The 17,628-nt window shown below is 73.6% G+C and carries 14 protein-coding genes; 8 read left to right on the top strand and 6 right to left on the bottom strand.

Annotation, left to right across the window (positions count from 1 at the left end):
• The first annotated feature begins 192 nt into the window (after positions 1-192).
• The 7 genes from OG871_RS29595 (at position 193) to OG871_RS29565 (ending at position 9,494) form a co-directional block, all read left to right on the top strand.
• Positions 193-1,677 (top strand): NCS2 family permease, encoded by a 1,485-nt coding sequence (locus OG871_RS29595; RefSeq protein WP_371500971.1) that lies wholly within the window; start codon positions 193-195, stop codon positions 1,675-1,677.
• Positions 1,678-1,775: 98 nt separating this feature from the next.
• The gene (locus OG871_RS29590; protein ID WP_371500969.1) at positions 1,776-2,972 is read left to right on the top strand and encodes an XdhC family protein; all 1,197 of its coding nucleotides are present in this window, start codon (positions 1,776-1,778) and stop codon (positions 2,970-2,972) included.
• A 731-nt stretch (positions 2,973-3,703) separates the two neighbouring features.
• A complete protein-coding gene (locus tag OG871_RS29585) occupies positions 3,704-4,924 on the top strand; it encodes a hypothetical protein (RefSeq protein ID WP_371500967.1) in 1,221 nt (406 codons plus the stop codon).
• 64 nt (positions 4,925-4,988) lie between these two features.
• Complete coding sequence (locus tag OG871_RS29580; protein ID WP_371500965.1) at positions 4,989-7,070, top strand: tetratricopeptide repeat protein; 2,082 nt, start codon at positions 4,989-4,991, stop codon at positions 7,068-7,070.
• A gap of 177 nt (positions 7,071-7,247) precedes the next feature.
• Complete coding sequence (locus tag OG871_RS29575; RefSeq protein WP_371500963.1) at positions 7,248-7,676, top strand: XRE family transcriptional regulator; 429 nt, start codon at positions 7,248-7,250, stop codon at positions 7,674-7,676.
• A gap of 67 nt (positions 7,677-7,743) precedes the next feature.
• Positions 7,744-8,286, top strand: a complete 543-nt coding sequence (locus OG871_RS29570) for a ParH-like protein (RefSeq protein WP_371500961.1) — start codon at positions 7,744-7,746, stop codon at positions 8,284-8,286.
• Positions 8,277-9,494 carry an MAB_1171c family putative transporter gene (locus OG871_RS29565; RefSeq protein WP_371500959.1) on the top strand — a complete coding sequence of 406 codons (1,218 nt, stop codon included), beginning with the start codon at positions 8,277-8,279 and terminating at the stop codon, positions 9,492-9,494. The genes OG871_RS29570 and OG871_RS29565 overlap by 10 nt, the downstream gene beginning before the upstream one ends.
• Before the next feature lie 69 nt (positions 9,495-9,563).
• Here OG871_RS29565 and OG871_RS29560 read toward each other — a convergent pair whose 3' ends face one another.
• Genes OG871_RS29560 through OG871_RS29545 form a run of 4 tightly spaced genes read right to left on the bottom strand, consistent with a single transcriptional unit; the run spans position 9,564 to position 14,171 of the window.
• Positions 9,564-11,282 carry an SDR family oxidoreductase gene (locus OG871_RS29560; RefSeq protein ID WP_371500957.1) on the bottom strand — a complete coding sequence of 573 codons (1,719 nt, stop codon included), beginning with the start codon at positions 11,280-11,282 and terminating at the stop codon, positions 9,564-9,566.
• Positions 11,279-12,127: a M24 family metallopeptidase gene (locus OG871_RS29555; protein WP_371500955.1), complete on the bottom strand. Its 849-nt coding sequence runs from the start codon at positions 12,125-12,127 to the stop codon at positions 11,279-11,281. The genes OG871_RS29560 and OG871_RS29555 overlap by 4 nt, the downstream gene beginning before the upstream one ends.
• Positions 12,128-12,141: 14 nt before the next feature.
• A complete protein-coding gene (locus OG871_RS29550; RefSeq protein WP_371500953.1) occupies positions 12,142-13,227 on the bottom strand; it encodes a 2Fe-2S iron-sulfur cluster-binding protein in 1,086 nt (361 codons plus the stop codon).
• A 59-nt stretch (positions 13,228-13,286) separates the two neighbouring features.
• Positions 13,287-14,171 carry a metal-dependent hydrolase gene (locus OG871_RS29545; protein ID WP_371500952.1) on the bottom strand — a complete coding sequence of 295 codons (885 nt, stop codon included), beginning with the start codon at positions 14,169-14,171 and terminating at the stop codon, positions 13,287-13,289.
• Positions 14,172-14,367: 196 nt separating this feature from the next.
• Between OG871_RS29545 and OG871_RS29540 the strand changes: the two genes are divergently transcribed.
• On the top strand, positions 14,368-15,060 hold the full coding sequence (locus tag OG871_RS29540) for a pyridoxal 5'-phosphate synthase (protein ID WP_371500951.1): 693 nt from the start codon (positions 14,368-14,370) through the stop codon (positions 15,058-15,060).
• Between the two features lie 23 nt (positions 15,061-15,083).
• Here OG871_RS29540 and OG871_RS29535 read toward each other — a convergent pair whose 3' ends face one another.
• The gene (locus OG871_RS29535) at positions 15,084-15,863 is read right to left on the bottom strand and encodes an IclR family transcriptional regulator (RefSeq protein ID WP_371500949.1); all 780 of its coding nucleotides are present in this window, start codon (positions 15,861-15,863) and stop codon (positions 15,084-15,086) included.
• 285 nt (positions 15,864-16,148) lie between these two features.
• Positions 16,149-17,609 carry a catalase gene (locus OG871_RS29530; RefSeq protein WP_371500947.1) on the bottom strand — a complete coding sequence of 487 codons (1,461 nt, stop codon included), beginning with the start codon at positions 17,607-17,609 and terminating at the stop codon, positions 16,149-16,151.
• Between the last annotated feature and the right edge of the window lie 19 nt (positions 17,610-17,628).

The raw sequence follows: 17,628 nt of genomic DNA, 5'->3' as shown, positions 1-17,628 counted from the left end.
CCCCACGCAACAAACGTGCACCATCCCGCTGCCTCTCCCACGCCGGGGCTCTGCAGCGGTGCGCACCACCCCCGCGCCGCAGCCCACCGCACATGCACATCGTGAGTCGAACAGTCCCCCTGCGCCTGCTCCTATGCCTGGCGAAAAGGTCGGCTCGCCCACCCCAACCCCCTTTGAACCTTGGGAGTGGACATGACCCGGATCCCGACGGAGCCCGGCACCACTGAAGAAGCACCCGCCGCTGACGAGCCCCTCACCTCGCCACCGGCAGCAGCCCCGCCGAGAAACGCGCTGGACGCCTACTTCAAGATCTCCGCCCGGGGCTCCAGCCTCGGCAACGAGCTCCGAGGCGGCCTCACCACGTTCATGGCGATGGCCTACATCGTCCTGCTCAACCCGATCATCCTGAGCGGCGCCGACGTCAACGGCCTCAAGCTGGACCACGCGCAGCTCACCACGGCGACCGCGCTCGCGGCGGCGGTCACCACGATCCTGATGGGCGTGGTCGGCAACGTCCCGCTGGCGGTGGCCGCAGGCCTCTCGGTCTCCGGCGCGATATCCGCCCTGGTCGTCCCGCACACCACCTGGCCGCAGGCCATGGGCCTCTGTATGATCTACGGTCTGCTGATCGTGCTGCTGGTCGTCTCCGGGCTGCGCGAGAAGATCATGAACGGCATCCCGCTGCCGCTCAAGCACGCCATCACCATCGGCATCGGCCTGTTCGTGGCCCTGATCGGCCTGGTCAAGGCGGGCTTCGTGCACACCGGCGGCCCGACCCCGGTCTCGCTCGGCGCGTTCGGCGAGCTGTCCGGCTGGCCCGTCCTGGTCTTCTGCCTCACGCTGCTGACGATCTTCGTCCTGCTGGCCCGCAACGTCCGCGGCGCGATCCTGATCGGCATCGCCGGCGGCACCGTGGTCGCGTTCGTCGTCAACGCGGTCGTCGACCTGCCGGCCAAGACCTGGAGCAGCTCCGCCCCGGTGTGGCCGGGCAGCCCGGTCTCGGCGCCCGACTTCGGCCTGTTCGGCAGTGTCGACCTGTTCGGCGCGTTCGGCAGCCACGGTCTCGGCGCGATCAGCGCCACGGTCGCGGTCTTCACCCTGGTGCTGGCCGGCTTCTTCGACGCGATGGCCACCATCATCGGCGTCGGCACCGAGGCCGGCCTCGCGGACCGGCAGGGCCGGATGCCCGGCCTGTCCAAGGCGCTGTTCATCGACGGCGCCGGCGGCGCCATCGGCGGCCTGTCCGGTGCCTCCGGCCAGACCGTGTTCGTCGAGTCGGCCACCGGTGTCGGCGACGGCGCCCGGACGGGCCTGGCCTCCGCCATCACCGGCGCGATGTTCGCCCTGATGCTGTTCTTCTCGCCGCTCGCCGCGATCGTCCCGGTCGAGGTCGCCGCCGCCGCCCTGGTGGTGATCGGCTCGATGATGATGAGCCAGGCCCGGCACATCGACTGGTCGGACCGCGAGGTCGCCATCCCGGCCTTCCTCACCTGCGTCCTGATGCCGTTCACCTACAGCATCACCGCCGGTGTCGCCGCGGGTGTCATCTCCTACACGGTCATCAAGGCCGGCACCGGCAAGTGGCGCGAGCCCGGCCCGCTGATGTGGATCCTGACCGGGGTCTTCGTGATCTACTTCGCGCTCGTCCCGATCAAGGACTGGCTGGGCGTGCACTAGGCACCGCCCGCCCACCCGCCGCGGTACGGGGGCCACCCGCCCCGTACCGCGGCACCTTCCGTACACCGTGCACACTCGACTGGTAAGGAGCACCGGACATGCAGGACATCGCCGAGCAGCTGCACGCCTGGCACGCCGCCGGGCGGTCCTTCGCCGTGGCCACCGTGGTCGGGGTCTCCGGCAGCGCGCCGCGTGATCCGGGTGCCGCCCTGGCCGTGGACGCCGTCGGCGAGGCGATCGGCTCGGTCTCCGGCGGCTGTGTCGAGGGCGCGGTGTACGAGCTGTGCCGGGCGGCGATCGAGAGCGGCGAGCCCGTCCTGGAACGCTTCGGCTACAGCGACGAGGACGCCTTCGCGGTCGGTCTGACCTGCGGCGGCATCCTGGACGTCTTCGTGCAGCCGGTCGTCCCCGGCGCCGACCCCGCCCTGGACGCCGGGATCGCGTACATCGCCTCCGGCACCCCGGTCGCGCTCGCCCGGGTGATCGCCGGACCGGCCGGACTGCTCGGCGCCACCGTCGCCGTCACCGCCGACGCCCACCACGGCGCGCTCTCCCCCGCCCCCTCGACGACCGCACCGCTGGAACGCGCGGTGGTCGCCGAGGCCCGCGCGATGCTGGACGCCGGCCGCACCGGCCGGCTGGTGCTCGGCCTCGACGGCCGGCCGTGCGACGACGAGGGGCAGGGCACCGTCACCCTCTTCGTCGAGTCCTACGTGCCGGCTCCCCGGATGCTGGTCTTCGGCGCCATCGACTTCGCCGCCGCCGTGGTGCGGATCGGCAGGTTCCTCGGCTACCGGGTGACGGTCTGCGACGCCCGCCCGGTGTTCGCCACCGCGCGCCGTTTCCCGGACGCCGACGAGGTCGTGGTCGACTGGCCGCACCGCTACCTGGACTCCCAGCTCGACCGGATCGACGGCCGCACCGTGCTGTGCGTGCTCACCCACGACGCGAAGTTCGACATCCCGCTGCTGGAGCGCGCGCTGCGGCTGCCGGTCGGCTACGTCGGCGCGATGGGCTCCCGCCGGACCCACCGGGACCGCAACGCCCGGCTGCGCGAGGTCGGCCTGACCGACGCCGAGATCGGCCGGCTGCGCTCGCCGATCGGCCTGGACCTCGGCGCCCGCACCCCCGAGGAGACCGCCGTCTCGGTCGCCGCCGAGATCGTCGCCCACCGACGCGGCGGCAGCTGCCTGCCGCTCTCCGCCGGCCACGGCCCGATCCACCACGACCTGGCCCGCGCCGAGGCGGCCGAGCAGCCGGCCGAGCGGCCACGTGAGCGCTCGCACGCGGCCTGATCCGCGACGCCGCCCATGACCTGACCTGACGTACCGTCACCAGCCCGACGCCCCAACGGCGTCGGGCTCTTCCGTATGCCCGCACCCCCCGCCCGACACCCTCCCCTCATGATCGGAGATGAAACATGGAGACATCTCCATTCACATCCGTTGACACGCTTGATTGACCACCGCCATGCTGAGCCAGCTGAAATGACGACCCGTCACACCGGTGTTCATCTCAGCGACCCTTCGCTGCTGCGCACTTCCTCAAGGGGGTGATTCCGCATGAAGAAGATCGCCATCCGCAAGGTCGGCCCGGTCCGCATGACCAGCGCCGCCAAGGCCCTGTACGCGCCGTGGGACTGCATCGTCGTCGCGAACTGACCCGTACGGCAGCCCGCTGCCCACACCTGTGGAGGGGGTGCTCCCGCATGAAGAAGATCGCCATTCGCAAGGCCGGCCCGGTCCGCCTGACCAGTGCCGCCAAGGCGCTGTACGCGCCGTGGGCGTGCATGCTCGACGTCTGATCGGCCGATCCCGTCACCCGTAACCCGTGAAAGGGGTGTTTCCGCATGAAGAAGATCGCCATTCGCAAGGCCGGCCCGGTCCGGATGACCAGCGCCGCCAAGGCCCTGTACGCGCCTTGGGACTGCATCATCGTCGCCCAGGCCTGATCCAGTACCGCACCGGGTCGTTCGCGCCTGCCGCGGACGGCCCGGCTCGGCGGTTTCCGCACGCAGGAGGTTGCCTTGCCACCCCGTCCGGACAGCGACACCGCCCGGAACCCGCTGGACCTGCCGCAGCCGATGCACCCGCTGGTCTTCCACCCCGAGGGGGACGAGGTCGTGGTGGGCCGCGCCGACACCGACACCTACGTGGTGCTGCCGGCCGACGGCGCGTACCTGGTCCACCTGCTCGCCGAGGGCACACCCCCGAACCGGGCCGCCGCGTCCTACCGTGAACGGTGGGGCGAGGACGTCGACATCCGGGACCTGCTCGACTCACTCGACGAGCTGGGCTTCCTGCGCGGCGCGGACGAGAGCGCAGCCGAGACCCGCCCCGTCCGCCACCAGCGGCTCGGCCGCGCGCTGTTCAGCGCCCCGGCCTGGGTCTGCTACGCCGCCGTCACCGCCCTCTGGCTGGTCGAGTGCGTCCGGACCCCGGACCTCCTCCCGGACTACCACCACATCTTCTTCACCCCGTACTACAGCCTCATCGTGCTGTTCCTGCTGGTCGGCCAGACCCCGCTGATCGCCCTGCACGAGGCCTTCCACGCGCTCGCCGGGCGCCGGCTCGGCCTGCACTCCCGGTTCAGCCTCGGGCGCCGGCTCTACTACGTGGTCGCCGAGACCTCGATGGACGGACTGGTCGCCGTCCCGCGCCGCCGGCGGTACCTGCCGATCCTCGCCGGGATGCTCGCGGACGTGCTCGCGCTGGCCGTGCTGACCCTGGCCGCCGACCTGCTGCGCCGGCCGGACGGCAGTCTCCCCCTCGTGGCCGCGCTCTGCCTGGCGCTGGCCTACGCGACCGTGCTGCGGCTCGCCTGGCAGCTGCTGTTCTACCTGCGCACCGACCTGTACCTGCTGATGACCACCCTGCTCGGCTGCGTCGACCTGCACAGCGCCGCCACCTTCGTGCTGCGCCGGCGGATCCGCCGGCTCACCCGCCGCCCAGCCGAGGACGACGCGCACCTGCACCCCACCGACCTGAGGGTCGCCCGCTGGTACAGCTGGCTGATGGTGTTCGGCTACGCGTTCACCATCCTGCTCGGCGTCACCACCGCCGTGCCGATGAGCTACCACGTCGTGGCCGGGGTGCTCGGCCGGTTCACCGGCGGCGGCTCCACCGTCGGGCTGATCGACTCCGCCACCGTACTCACCCTCAGCGCCGCCCAGTTGGCGGTCGCCGGCGCCATCGCGCTGCGGGACCGCCGCGCCGCCCGGGCCCCCCGGGCCCCGAAGGCCGCCTGACCGCCACCCGTTCCGCGTTCCCCGTCCCGTCCCGTTCCGTCCCCGCACGAAAGGCAGCACCCTCATGGCCGAGCACCGGCACCACTGGATCCGGGCCACCCACCGCAGCGCCGCGGCCGACGCCCGCACCGGTCTGGACCTGCCCGAGCTGCTGGCCACCGTGAGCGCGCACCGGCGCCTGCGCGGACCGTACACCGCCGTCGGCGGCATCCTGCGAGCCGTCGTCCCGGACGCGCTGGTGCGCTGCCCCGAGGCGGTGGCCCGGCACGACGTCGAGATCCTCTCCACCGCGCCCGAGCTGCGCCCGGTCGTCCGGGCCACCCGCGAGACGCTCACCTCGCTCGCCATCCCCAAGGAGCGCACCCGGTTCTACTCCCGGCTGCGCACCCTGCGGATCACCCACGGCCTGGTCGAGTTCCTCACCGCGTACGTCCGCTCGCTCGACGACGGCCCGCGCACCCTGGCGGTCGAGGACGTCCAGCACGCCGACCCGACGGACCAGGAGTTCCTCGCGGTCCTGCTGCGCCGGGCCGACCCCGCGCTGCTCACCGTCGTGATCGGCACCGGCCCCGACGCCCCGGCCGTGCCCGAGGGCCCCGTCGAGGCGCCGCTGCCGCCCGCCCTCGCCGCCCACTGCGCCGTCCTCGACGTGGACGCCGCCCCGCAGCCGCTGCCCGCCGACCCGGCCCGCGCCTGGGTGGACGGCGACGGCACCTCGGACGACCCCCGGACCGAACAGGCCTACCTGGCCCTCCCGGCCGACCGGCGGGCCGCCCTGCACGACCGCCGGTACCGGGAACTCACCGCGCTCGCCGAGGAGTCGCTCGGCCACGGCGCCCTCACCTGGCACGCCCAGTACGGCGGCGACCCCGCCGGCACCGGGATCCCCGCACTGCGCCGGGCCCTGGACACCTGCATCGACCTCGGCTTCTACCACGCCACCGTGGAGCTCGGCGAGCGCGGACTGACCCTCACCGGGCCGGACCAGGACCTGGACGCCTGGTGGGCCTTCACCACCAAGATGACCACCTCGCTCGCCGCCCTGGGCCTGCCCGAACGCTCGCTCCCCTTCTACACCGAGGCCCGCGCGCTCTCCACCCACCCGCTGGTGCACATGCAGGCCGCCTACGCGACCTCGATGCTGTACACCCGTCACTTCGAGCCCGGGGAGCGCGACCACCTGGTCGCCCGGGGCTGGATCAACCTGGCGATCGCCCTGGCCGAACAGCTGCCCGACCCCAAGGAGCGGGTCGCCCGGGCCGTCTTCAACCGCAACGGGCTCGCCCTGATCGAACTGCACCAGGGCAACCTGACGGGCGCGCTCACCCTGCTCGACAGCTGCCTCGCCACGCTGGACGAGACCCTCGACCCGGACGAACACGCCCTGCACCGCTCGGTGCTGCGACACAACCGGGCCCAGGTCACCGGGCAGCTGGGGATGCACGAGGAGTCGATCGCCGACTTCACCGAGGTCATCACGCTCGACCCCAACTACGCCGAGTACCACTTCGACCGCGGTATCGCCCGCCGGGGCCTGGGCCGCCCGGTCGAGGCCCTCGCCGACTTCGAACAGGCCGTACGACTCTCCCCGCCGTTCCCCGAGGCCTACTACAACCGCGCCGACGTCCGCGCCGAACTCGGCGACCTGGAAGGGGCGGTGGACGATTTCGGGTACGTCCTCGAACTCGACCCGGCCTTCCCCGACGCCCATCTCAACCGCGGCGGCCTGCTGCTCGCGCTCGGCCGCCTGCAGGACGCCTGGCAGGACGCCGAGGCCGGCCTGGCGCTCACCCCGAACAGCCCCGAACTCTGGTGCCTCAAGGCCCAGTTGCACGTCGAGGCCGGGGCTGCGGAAGAGGCCCTGCGGGCGCTCGGGTTCGCCCTGGCGGCGGCCCCCGAGTACGCCCCGGCCTGGGCGCTGCGCGGCGGCCTCGCCTACGAGCAGGGCGACCTGCCCGCGGCGCTCAGCGCGCTGGAGCGGGCCGCCGAACTCTCCCCCGATCCGGAGATCCGCTTCAACCTGGCGGTCGCCCTCCGGGAGTCCGGCCGCCCCGAACGCGCCGCCGAGCTCCTGGACACCCTGCTCTCCGAGGAGGAGGACCCGGACGTCCGCGCCGAGCGCGACCGCTGTCTCGCCGCGGGCTGACCGCCCGTCAGCAGCCCAGGCGGAACGCCGGACACCGCTTGATCCGCACCAACTTTGCACCGAGCCCGCACCACCCCACGGTATCCGCGCCAGGTCGGCGCCAACTACGATGTCCCGGGAACAATCCCGACTCCAGCTGTGCTCACCCGGCCGGCGTGGGACCGTGAGGGAGGCGCTTTGACTGGTCCGGACCTTGACCCGCCCACACTCAGCGACCGGATCGACCGTCTGTTCCAGGTCGTCCGTCGACCGAGTGGCGAGCCCTACAGCCACGAGGAGGTCGCCCGCGCCTGTCGCGAGGCCAGCGGGGAGACATTTTCGGCCACCTACCTCTGGCAGCTGCGTACCGGGCGCAGGGACAACCCGACCAAGCGTCATCTGGAGGCGCTGGCGCAGTTCTTCCAGGTCCCGCCCTCGTACTTCTTCGACGACGAGCAGAGCGACCGGATCACCGAGGAGCTCGCGCTGCTCGGCGCGATGCGCAACGCCGGCGTCCGGGAGGTCGCGCTGCGGGCCGTCACCCTTTCCCCCGAAGGGCTGGGCACCATCAGCGACATGATCGAGGCGATCGCGCGCAGAGAGGCCAGATCACAGCGGTCCGAGTGATATCTCCCGTCCGGCGCCCGCGCCTAGGATCGGGGGCTGTTGGTCGGACGGCAGGGTGGGAGTGGCGATGGCAGTGGCGGACCGGCACGGCAGGCGGCTCTGGCGGCGGTGTCAGCAGCTGGTCGCCGACGCCCCGCTGCCGGTGCCCTTCGAGATCACCGGCTTCCTCGGCGCGCTCTCCGAGCAGCTGGACCGGCCGATCGAACTGATCCCGCTGCCGACCGGCGTCCGGGCGCCGTGCGGGTTGCTGGTCAGCACCGACCGCGCCGACTACATCGGCTTCCCGACCGACACCACGCCGCTGCACCAGCAGCACATCGTGCTGCACGAGGTCGGCCACCTGCTCTGCGGCCACCGCGGCGGGCTCGCCAGGGCCGACGACGCCACGGCCGGGCCGCTCTTCCCCCACCTGTCCGGTGAGCTGATCCGCCGCGTCCTCGGCCGCACGGTCTACAGCGAACTGCAGGAGCAGGAGGCCGAACTCTTCGCCTCGCTCGCCCTGCACCGCACCAGCCGGGCCCGGCCCGCCTCCCCCGCCGGACGGGCCGGCCAGGCCGACCGGCTCGGCTCGATCTTCGACCGCCCGGCCCGATGGGGCTCATGTCCGTGATCGACCTCGCGGCCGTCGTGGCCTGCCTGGTCGCCCTGCTCGGCATCGTCGTCCGGCTCCACCAGGTCCGCGGCAGCCGCCTGCGCTCGGGCACCTGGTACCTGGTCGCGTTCGCGCTGTGCATGGCCCTCGCGATGGCGTCCCTCGCCCCCTCGGTGTCCGAGAGCGCCCGCGGGCACCCGTCATGGGCCCTCGGACTCGCCCTCGCGGGCGGCGAACTCAAGGTCGCCGCCCAGGGGTTCCTCGCCCTGCTCGCCCTCTCGGTGGAGCCCCCCGAACGCGGCCGCCGGCTGATCCGGCGCCAGGTCGCCGGCACGCTGGCGGTGATGGCGGCGGCCGCGGCCGCCTTCCTGAGCGCCGGGGCGGTACCGGCCGTCGGCGGCCTCTACGTCGCCGAATCCGGGCGACCCGCGCTGACCTGCTACAACTCCCTCTTCACCGTGCACTCCACCTGGTGTCTCGCGGTCTTCCTGCTACTGATCGGCCGGGCCGCCCGGCAGGTCGACGACCGCCTGCTGCGGGCGGGCCTGCGGCTGGTGCTCGCCGGCGCCTTCGTCGGACTCGTCTGGGCGGTCCTCAGCATCGGCCCGCTGTGGGACGCGCTCACCACCGGACACCAACTCACCCGCGAGGACCGGGTCTCCGCCACCGCCAGCGTGCTGGCCCTCACCCTCGGGATCGGCGGCGCCACCCTCACCGCCTGGGCCGGGCTCTCCGCCCGGCCGTTCCGCTGGCTGCGCGCCTGGTACCGCTACCGCAGGCTGGCCCCGCTCTGGTGCGCGCTGCACTCCGCCGTACCCGGGATCGCCTTCGACGCCGCGGCCGGCAGCCACCGGCTGCCCAGGGACGCCGAGTTCGCGCTGTACCGGCGGATCATCGAGATCCGGGACGGACAGCTCGCCCTGCGCCCCTACCTGCACCCCGAGGCGGCCGCCTGGGCCGCGGCCGAGGCCACCGTGCGGGAGCGCGCCGACCCGGTCCGGCTGGCGGCCACGGTGGAGGCGGCGGTGCTGGCCACCGCGCTGGAGGCCGCGGCGGCCGGCCGGACCAGGACGGCCGCACCGGGCGGACGCTACGTCCCCCGGGAGATGCCCGCCGACCCCGATGTGGAGGCCGCCTGGCTCTGCCGGGTCGCCGACGCGTTCCACTGCTCGGCCACCGTCCGCCGCCTGCGCGGCCGCGCCCGCGACGAGCTCACCGGCCCCTGACCCGGGTCACGGGTCAGGGGCCGGGGGTCGGGTGCCGCCGGACGCGCTGCCGGGAGCCCTGGGCGGCGGCTACCCGACGTTCAGCCGGGCGGCGAGGCGCAGCAGCCCCGGCGAGAGGCGGCCGAGCAGGCGGGCCGCCTTGGCCTCGAAGGTGACCGGGACGACCGGCTTGCCGGTGCGTACGGCGCGGAGGATCTCGGCGGCGACCTTCTCCGGGGGGAAGCCCCGGCGGGCGTAGAGCTTCGACGCCCGTTCCTGCTTGGCGGCCTGCTCGTCGGCGCCGACACCGGAGAAGGTGGAGGTGCGGGTGATGTTGGTGTTGACGATGCCGGGGCAGATCGCCGAGACGCCGATGCCGTGCGGTGCCAGTTCGGCGCGCAGGCAGTCGGAGAGCATCAGGACGCCCGCCTTGCTGGTGGCGTAGGCGGCGAGCACCTTGGACGGCAGGTAGGCCGCGGCGGAGGCGAGGTTGACGATGTGCCCGCCCTCGCCACGCTCCACCATCAGCGCGCCGAACGCCCGGCAGCCGTGGATGACGCCCCAGAGGTTGACGTCCAGGACCCGCTGCCACTCCTTCTCGGTGGTCTGCAGGAAGGTGCCGGAGTGGCCGATGCCGGCGTTGTTGACCACCACGTCCGGCACCCCGTGCTCGTCCGCGACCTGCCGGGCGAAGGCGTCGACGGCCGCACCGTCGCTGACGTCCACCCGGTAGGCGTGGGCGGGGGTGCCGATCAGGGTGCAGAGTTCGGCGGTGCGGCGGGCGGAGTCCAGGTCGAGGTCGGCGACCACCACCCGGGTGCCCTGCTCGGCGAAGGCGAGCGCGGTGGCCCGGCCGATGCCGCTGCCGCCGCCGGTGACCACGGCGAGCCTGCCGCTGTCCGGCGGCCCCTGGCTCTCCCCGGCGGCGGTGCGGGCGGCGAAGTCGCGGACGAGTGCGGCCACCGCGGGTCCCTTCTCCAGGAGCGCCGACCAGTGGGTGGCGTTGAGGGTGCGCCTGGTCAGCCGGGGCACCCAGCGTTCCAGACCTTCGGACAGGAAGTCGGAGACGTAGTGGTCGCGTTCCAGGGTGACGAGCTGGACGGGCACCTCGGTGGGCCGTTCGCGGGGCCGGCGGATGGTGGGCCGCATGTTCGCCCGGTAGAGCTCGATGCCGCGGACGGCGTCCTGCTTGAGCGTCGGCTGCGGGTGTCCGGGCCGGGGCCGGACCGCCTCCAGGTCGCGCAGGACCCGGGGCCAGGCCCGGGCGAGCCAGAGCCGCCAGGCGGCGGGGGCGAGCACCGGCAGGTGGAAGGCGGTGATGTACCAGGAGTGCGCGCCCTGCACCAGCAGCTGCCGCAGGTGGCGCGGGGTCGGGCGGCGCAGCCGGTGGCGGATCCAGAAGCCCAGGTGGTCCAGCGAGGGGCCGGACATGGTGGTGTAGGAGGCGATCCGCTGCTCGGCGCCGGGCTCGGTGACGGCCTCCCAGGACTGCACCGAGCCCCAGTCGTGGGCGACCACGTGCACCGGCTCGTCGGGGCTGACGGCCTCGGCGACGGCGAACAGGTCGGCTCCGAGCAGCTCCAGCCGGTACTCGCTGCGGGCGGCCGGGACACCGGAGCGGCCCGCGCCGCGGACGTCGTAGCGGACCACGTGGTGGTCGGCGGCGAGGTCGGCGGCGACGTCGTCCCAGACCGTGTGGGTGTCGGGGTAGCCGTGCACCAGGATGACGGTCGGGTGGGCCGGGTCGCCCTGCTCGAACACGGCGAGCGGCAACCCGCCGGAGTGGACGGTGCGGCGGCGGACGGTCATCGGGCCTCCTCCAGGCTGTGCTGCGTGGTCCAGCGCCGCACGTGCGGCAGGTCGTCGTCGAGCCAGTAGGCGTCGTCCTCGGTGACCACCAGCAGTTCCTCGAACTTGATGCCCACCTCGCGGAAGCCGATGTGCGGTTCCACCGCCCACAGTCCGGGGGTGGGCGCGTGCCGGGAGGCCCGTCCGTCCGCCCAGAGAGGTGAGCGGCCGTGCAGCCGTTCGCTGATCAGCTCCCGGCCGAGGGTCTGGAGTGTACGCACCCCGAACCCGAACAGGTTGACCCCGGCGGGCCCGCGCGAGGTGGTCCGGGTGACCTGGTGGCCGATCACCCGGCCCGGGTAGACGCGGTGCCGGTTGTCGTAGCCGTGGGCGGCGATCTGGGCGTCGACGGCGGCGTACACCTCGTCGAGCGGCTTGCGGGCCCTCACCTCCCGCAGGATCAGCTCCCGGTAGACCTGCAGGTCGCGGGCGAGCCGGTCCCAGACCGGGTTCTCGCCGACCTTGCCGCCGTAGCCGATGTCGGCGGTGTAGCCGTCCACGACGGGGGCGCAGTCGAGGACGTACGGCATGCCCTCGGCGAGCCGCCGGTTGCCGGCGAAGAACTGCAGCGGGGTGTGGAAGTGCCGGAAGGCGGTGCGGTCGCCGAACCAGGCGAACGGGACGTGGAAGAAGTCCTGCACCCCGGCGGCGACCAGGCAGCGGCGCAGCTTGCCGGTGGCCTGGCGCTCGGTGACACCGGGTTCGATCCAGGCGGCGACCTGCTCGGCGCAGTGGTAGGCGAGCTGCTGGGTCTCCCGGAAGCGGGCGAGGTCGTGGTCGCTGTAGGGGAAGGCGGGCTTGGGCATCGGGTGGTCTCCTCTTACACGTCGAGCACGAGGGTCTCGCCCTCGGCGGCCCGGGAGACGCACGGCAGCAGGGCGCCGCCGGCCCGGTCCTCGGGGGTGAGGCGGCGGTCGCGGTGCTCGGGGGTGCCGGCCAGCACCTGGACCCGGCAGGTGCCGCAGAAGCCCTGGTGGCAGGAGTACGGCAGGTCGGGGCGCAGTTCGCGGGCGACGTCCAGGGCGGATCGGTCGGCGGGGACGGCCAGGTCGGGGCCGTCGGCGCCGAGCCGGAGGGTGAACGGGCGGCCGTCCGGGATCGGTGCGGCACCGAAGCGTTCGAAGTGCAGCGAGCGGGCGGGCGAGGCGTCCAGGGCGCGCTGCACGGCGGCGAGCATCGGGGCGGGGCCGCAGCAGTAGACGGCGGCGCCGCGGGGTGCGCGGGCGAGCAGGTCGGCGGCGTCGGGCGGGCCGCCGTGGTCGTCCGTGCGGACCTCGACGCGGTCGGGGTCGAGGGCGCGCAGCTCGTCGGTGAACGGCAGGCCGGCGGCGGTCCGGCCGGTGTGCACCAGCCGCCAGTCAAGGCCGCGCCGTCGGGCCTCGCGGGCCATCGGGAGCAGCGGGGTGACGCCGATGCCGCCGGCCAGCAGGAGCACGGCGGGCTCGCCGCAGAAGGCGAAGCCGTTGCGGGGCCGGCGGGCCGTCAGCCGGGCGCCGGGGTGCAGGTCGTCGTGGATCTCCACCGAGCCGCCCCCGCCGTGGGCGATCCGGCGGACGGCGATCCGGTAGGTGTACCGGTCGGCCGGATCTCCGCACAGCGAGTAGTGCCGCTCGCGGCCGGAGGGCAGGGTGAGCAGCAGCCGGGCGCCGGGCTGCCAGCGCGGCAGCGGGCCGCCGGCGGGATCTGCGAGCAGGAGCTCCGCCACGTCCTCGGCGATCCGGCGGTGGCGGGTGATCACGAGCCGCAGCGGGGCGGCGGGGCGGGGTGCCGGACGGCGGGGGTTGCGGCGCAGGCCGGGGCGGCCGAGGGCGGGGGTGTACCAGTCGCTGAAGGCGGTCAGCCTGCGCAGGAAGCGGTCCGGCCGGGGGCGGCCGTAGAGGTCGGGCGGCGGGGTGAGGAGGTCCATCGGGGCGGCTCCGGGCGGGGGTCGGTTCGGTCGCGGGGGCGGGCGCCGGGCGCGCCGGGTCAGTCCTGCGCCGCCGCGCGGGCGGCCGGGGAGCCGGCGAGGTAGCCGAGGGCCTGGCTGGAGGAGCCCTCCTGGGTGGGGTGGTAGCCGGGCCGCAGGTAGCGCAGGGCGGAGCGGACCATCCGGGCGGGTTCGGGCAGCATGCCGCGCCGGGCGTTCTGCCGGGCCTGGCGCCAGGTGGGGCGGAGGCGGCCGTCGAGGGTGGGGTCGGCGGCGAGCAGGTAGCGCACGCCGCGGACCCACAGGTGGGTGAGCAGCGGGCCGGACAGCGCCATGCCGCGGATCCGGCGCCAGTAGCCGGGGTCGAGGTGGACCATCAGGTCGTAGGCGACGCTGCGGTGCTCGACCTCCTCGGCGCCGTGCCAGCGCAGCAGGTCGAGCATGGTCGGGTCGGCCTGGGCCAGGTCCAGGCCCGGGGAGTTGAGCGCCCAGTCGCCGAGGAAGGCGGTGAAGTGCTCGATCGCGGCGACGTAGGCGACCCGTTCGACGATGCTCTCGCGGCGGCGGTCGGGGGCCAGGGTCGGCCGCTCGCCGAGGACGCGGTGGAACAGCCAGTTGACCTGCCGGACGTACGGGCGGGGGTCGAGGCCCTGGCCGAGCAGGTGGTCCAGGACCTCCTGGTGGGCCTCGGCGTGGATGGCCTCCTGGCCGATGAAGCCGAGGACCTCCTCGCGCAGCTGCTCGTCGGTGATGTAGGGCAGGGCGTCCTTGAAGACCTTGACGAACCAGCGCTCGCCCTCGGGCAGCAGCAGGTGCAGCACGTTGATGGTGTGGGTGGCCATCGGCTCGTCGGGGATCCAGTGCAGCGGCAGCTGCGACCAGTCGAAGCGGACGTCCCGGGGCTCCAGCACCAGGCTGTCGTGGACGTCGGTGGGACGGGGCATGGAGTGCCTCCTGACCTGCGGTGGGGGCGGCGACCAGCAGCAAACTACTCGCGGGTAGGGCGGCCGACAAGGGTTTCGGCGATTCTTATCGACACTGAGTCTAATAAGCTCGCGACGTGCCGGGAAGAGGACCCGCGCGGACCAGTAGGGTGGAGCCCCTGATCCGACGGACCCGACCGACGAGAGGAGCGGCGCCGTGCTGGAGCAACCGCACGACCTCGGCCCGGGCACCGTGGCCGGAGTGCTGAGGGAGCGTCCGCCGATGGACCGCGAGCTGCCCGGCTTCGACCCGGCGGCGGCCCCCGCCGCCCCCGGCCCGCTCTTCGTCGAGTGGCTGCTCGGCGCGCTCACCGCCGAGGTCCCGGACGCACAGGTCGCCACCCTGTCCACGGTGGACGCCGACGGACTGCCGGACGCCCGGATGCTGGTCCTGCGGGACGTCGACGCCGAAGGGGCCGGCTGGCTCTTCGCCGGCGACACCGACAGCCCCAAGGGCCGCCAGCTGACCGCGCACCCGGTGGCCGCGCTGACCTTCTACTGGCCGCCGCTCGGCCGCCAGGTCCGGATCCGCGGCTCGGTCGAGACCGCCGCCCCGGAGCTGTCCGCCGCCGAGTTCCTGACCCGCTCCCCCGCCGCCCGCGCCGCGGCGCTCAGCGGGCCGCAGAGCGGGCCGATCGACTCCACGGACGCGTACGGGGCCGAACTGGCCGCGGCCCTGGAGCGGTTGGCCGCCGACCCCGGCCTGATCGCCCCGGGCCACACGGTGTACACCCTGCGGGCCCTGGCCGTGGAGTTCTGGCAGGGCGACCGGGCCCGCCGCCACGTCCGACTGCGCTACGAGCGGCCGTCTCCCGAGGCCGCCTGGACCAGCGGCCTGCTGCGGCCCTGACGGCCGCACGGACGGGCGGCCCGTCAGACCGCCATCGCCAGCATCAGCGGCGCCGCCTGGGCGGCCAGCAGCTCGGCGGCGCCCTTGAGCTGGTGGATCCGCTCCACCGGCATCGAGGTGGCCAGGCAGCCGACGGTGGAGCCGGCGGTCACCGGGACGGCGGCACAGACCGTGCCCAGCGCGTACTCCTGGATGTCGAGCACCGGGACGGTGGCCGGCTGGCGCTCCAGGCGGTGCATCAGCTGCTCGGGGTCGGTGATCGTCCGGGCGGTGAGGCGGGCGATCGGGTGCCGGGCGAGGTGGTCGCGGCGGCCGTCGTGGTCGAGCTGGCTGAGCAGGCACTTGCCGATCGCGCTGGCGTGCGCGGTGGCCCGGAAGTCCACCCACTCGTCGACGGCGGGCGCGTGGTCGGCGGCCGAGACCGCCTCGACGCACAGCTCGCCGTCCTGGTAGCGGCTGAAGTAGACGGCGGCGCCCAACTGGTCGCGGAGTTCGGCGAGTTTGTGGTGCAGCTTGGCCCGGATGAGCTGTTCGCGGTTCTGCCGGCCGAGCAGGGCGAGCGTGCCGCCGAGCGACCAGATGCCGTCCACGCAGTGCAGGTAGCCCTCGGTCTCCAGCTCCTCGGCCAGGCCCTGGACGGCGGCGGACGGGAGCGAGAGGTCCCGGCCGAGTTCGGCGAGGGTGGCCCCGTGCGGGTGCCGGTCGACCGCCTCCAGCAGTCGCAGGGCCCGGCGCAGCACCCCGAACGGACCGGGCCCGCCCTGGCCAAGCGTGGCCTGGTGGCCCCGGGTCGGTACCGACATGGCGTCCCCTCTCCGTCGCAAGCGGCGCGCGGACCGGCCGCGCTGTCCAGACTAGCCACCTGAGGCCCCGTCAGGGGCGGCTCTGCGGGATATCCGTGCAGGTGGGGACGGAACATGCGGTTGGCATATGCCGTGGCGAGCCGGCGCCGGACAGCACGACGGCCCCCTCCCCACTGCCCGGGGGAGGGGTTCTCCCCCGACCTCCGGCCGGGGGCACCCCCAGGCCGCCCGCCCGGGCTCGGGGCCCGGGCGGGCGGGTGAGGGTCGGTCGGGTGGAGCCGGGGGTCAGGCCTCGTCGCCGGCGCGGAGCTTGGTGACGGCGGCCTCCAGGCGGGCGCCGTACTCCTCGTCGGCCGCGTGGAAGTGGGCCAGGTTCCTCTCGATGACGTCCTCGCGGCTGACCTGCGCCAGGAAGCCCGCGATGTTGTCGATCAGACGGGTCTTCTCACCGGCCGACATCAGCCGGTAGAGCTCGCCGGCCTGGAAGAAGTCGTCGTCCTTGGTGTGCGCCGGCGTGGTGTAGGTGCCGGTGTGGCCGTCCAGGCGCAGCGGCGCGGCGAGCGCGCTGTCGGTCTGGGCCGGGCCGTCGAAGGAGTTCGGCTCGTAGTTCTTGCCGCGGCCGGCCGTGTTGAGGGCCGAGTAGCCGTCCCGGCCGTAGTTGTTCGCCTCGGTCGCCTTCGGGGCGTTGACCGGCAGCAGGGTGTGGTTCACACCGAGTCGGTAGCGCTGGGCGTCCGCGTAGGCGAACAGGCGGCCCTGGAGCATCTTGTCCGGGGACGGCCCGATGCCGGGCACGAAGTTGTTCGGCGAGAACGCGGACTGCTCGACCTCGGCGAAGACGTTGTCGGGGTTGCGGTTCAGCACCAGGCGGCCCACCTTGACCAGCGGGTAGTCCGCGTGCGGCCACACCTTGGTCAGGTCGAACGGGTTGAAGCGGTAGTCCGCGGCCTCGGCGACCGGCATCAGCTGAACGTAGAGCGTCCAGGACGGGAACACGCCCCGCTCGATGGCCTGGTGCAGGTCGCGCTGGTGGCTGTCGGCGTCGGCGCCGAGCACCTCGGCGGACTGGTCGCCGTCCAGCGAGCGGATGCCCTGGTTGGTCTTGAAGTGGTACTTCACCCAGAACGCCTCGCCCTGGGCGTTGACCCACTGGTAGGTGTGCGAGCCGTAGCCGTTCATGTGACGGTACGAGGCCGGGATGCCGCGGTCGCCGAACAGCCAGGTGATCTGGTGGGTGGAGGCCGGCGAGTGGGCCCAGAAGTCCCAGACGTTGTCGGCCTCCTGCACGCCGGTGAACGGGTCGCGCTTCTGGGAGTGGATGAAGTCGGGGAACTTGATCGGGTCCTTGATGAAGAACACCGGGGTGTTGTTGCCGACCAGGTCGTAGTTGCCCTCGGCGGTGTAGAACTTCAGCGCGAAGCCGCGCGGGTCGCGCACCGCGTCGCTGGAGCCCAGGTTGCCGGCCACGGTCGAGAAGCGCAGGAAGACCTCGGTGCGCCGGCCGACCTCGGCCAGGAAGTCCGCCCGGGTGTACTGCGAGACCTCGTCGGTGACCTCGAAGTAGCCGTAGGCGCCGGAGCCGCGGGCGTGCACCACGCGCTCCGGGATGCGCTCGCGGTTGAAGCGGGCGAGCTTCTCCAGCAGCTGCTGGTCCTGGATCAGCAGCGGGCCGTACTCGCCGGCCGAGGCGGAGTTCTGGTTGTCGGCGACCGGGGCGCCGGACTCGGTGGTCAAGATCTTCGACATGAGGGTCCTTCAGTTACGG

Origin of the sequence: Kitasatospora sp. NBC_00374 (genome assembly GCF_041434935.1) — a bacterium.
Taxonomy (GTDB): domain Bacteria; phylum Actinomycetota; class Actinomycetes; order Streptomycetales; family Streptomycetaceae; genus Kitasatospora.
This window is presented reverse-complemented; position numbering and strand designations above follow the sequence as displayed.

Excerpts from the sequence above, each read along its gene's own strand:
- OG871_RS29560 (WP_371500957.1), bottom strand. The coding sequence starts at position 11,282 with ATGACCGTCCGCCGCCGCACCGTCCACTCCGGCGGGTTGCCGCTCGCC.
- OG871_RS29565 (WP_371500959.1), top strand. The coding sequence starts at position 8,277 with ATGTCCGTGATCGACCTCGCGGCCGTCGTGGCCTGCCTGGTCGCCCTG.
- OG871_RS29580 (WP_371500965.1), top strand. The coding sequence starts at position 4,989 with ATGGCCGAGCACCGGCACCACTGGATCCGGGCCACCCACCGCAGCGCC.
- OG871_RS29545 (WP_371500952.1), bottom strand. The coding sequence starts at position 14,171 with ATGCCCCGTCCCACCGACGTCCACGACAGCCTGGTGCTGGAGCCCCGG.
- OG871_RS29570 (WP_371500961.1), top strand. The coding sequence starts at position 7,744 with ATGGCAGTGGCGGACCGGCACGGCAGGCGGCTCTGGCGGCGGTGTCAG.
- OG871_RS29555 (WP_371500955.1), bottom strand. The coding sequence starts at position 12,127 with ATGCCCAAGCCCGCCTTCCCCTACAGCGACCACGACCTCGCCCGCTTC.
- OG871_RS29535 (WP_371500949.1), bottom strand. The coding sequence starts at position 15,863 with ATGTCGGTACCGACCCGGGGCCACCAGGCCACGCTTGGCCAGGGCGGG.
- OG871_RS29530 (WP_371500947.1), bottom strand. The coding sequence starts at position 17,609 with ATGTCGAAGATCTTGACCACCGAGTCCGGCGCCCCGGTCGCCGACAAC.
- OG871_RS29595 (WP_371500971.1), top strand. The coding sequence starts at position 193 with ATGACCCGGATCCCGACGGAGCCCGGCACCACTGAAGAAGCACCCGCC.
- OG871_RS29590 (WP_371500969.1), top strand. The coding sequence starts at position 1,776 with ATGCAGGACATCGCCGAGCAGCTGCACGCCTGGCACGCCGCCGGGCGG.
- OG871_RS29550 (WP_371500953.1), bottom strand. The coding sequence starts at position 13,227 with ATGGACCTCCTCACCCCGCCGCCCGACCTCTACGGCCGCCCCCGGCCG.